This window comes from Flavobacterium tibetense (assembly GCF_003293845.1).
Classification (GTDB): domain Bacteria; phylum Bacteroidota; class Bacteroidia; order Flavobacteriales; family Flavobacteriaceae; genus Flavobacterium; species Flavobacterium tibetense.
On sequence record NZ_QLST01000046.1, the window covers coordinates 1 to 961 of the forward strand.

The window sequence follows — 961 nt, forward strand, 5'->3', positions numbered from 1 at the left end:
GGTAAGCAAATAAAGGGCGAAAAGAAAGCTATAAAACTGCTTGAAACTTTTGAATATAAACCTGAAAAATATGCCGAAAGAGTTAATCATATTTTTGAAGTACTCGGTCTTTCACTTTTTGAATGCTACGATATGACCGAGAAGCTTTATAAAGAAGTGAAAAAAATTGCAACGGAGATAAATAACTTTTTAAACGAGGAGAATTCAGATGAAAGAAAACAAATATGATGATAATATATTTTTTCAAAAATACAGTCAAATGAGTCGCTCACAGCAGGGACTAGCCGGTGCAGGAGAATGGGAAACATTGAGAAAGCTGCTGCCGGATTTTAAAGATAAGCGTGTGCTTGATTTAGGATGCGGCTATGGATGGCACTGTATTTATGCGATGGAACACGGTGCTTCTTCTGTTGTAGGTGTTGATATTTCTCATAAAATGTCTATGGTAAAAAGTTAAAAAATCCTCCCACTTTTGTTAGATATATTTTTTTGTGTAATTTTGTAATCGTTATGCGGCAGTAATAATATACATATTAATACGAGTTAGTAATCCTGTAGTTCTCATATGCTACGAGGAGGTATTAAAAGGTGCGTTTCGACAATGCATCTACTGTAGTATATTATTGCTTAATCCAAATGAATATTATAAATTTAGGAATTCTTGCTCACATTGATGCAGGAAAAACTTCCGTAACCGAGAATCTGCTGTTTGCCAGTGGAGCAACGGAAAAGTGCGGCCGTGTGGATAATGGTGACACCATAACGGACTCTATGGATATAGAGAAACGTAGAGGAATTACTGTCCGGGCTTCTACGACATCTATTATCTGGAATGGAGTGAAATGCAATATCATTGACACTCCGGGACACATGGATTTTATTGCGGAAGTGGAGCGGACATTCAAAATGCTTGATGGAGCAGTCCTCATCTTATCCGCAAAGGAAGGCATACAAGCGCAGA

3 protein-coding genes are annotated in these 961 nt (G+C 37.4%); all 3 read left to right on the forward strand.

The window, feature by feature from the left end; all coding sequences use genetic code 11:
- On the forward strand, positions 1-228 hold a 228-nt coding region (locus DPN68_RS13015; RefSeq protein WP_449404204.1), incomplete at its 5' end, for a hypothetical protein.
- Positions 209-457 carry a class I SAM-dependent methyltransferase gene (locus tag DPN68_RS13020; RefSeq protein ID WP_444956656.1) on the forward strand — a complete coding sequence of 83 codons (249 nt, stop codon included), beginning with the start codon at positions 209-211 and terminating at the stop codon, positions 455-457. The genes DPN68_RS13015 and DPN68_RS13020, both read left to right, overlap by 20 nt.
- Positions 458-636: 179 nt before the next feature.
- On the forward strand, positions 637-961 hold a 325-nt coding region (locus tag DPN68_RS13025; RefSeq protein WP_113990048.1), incomplete at its 3' end, for a GTP-binding protein.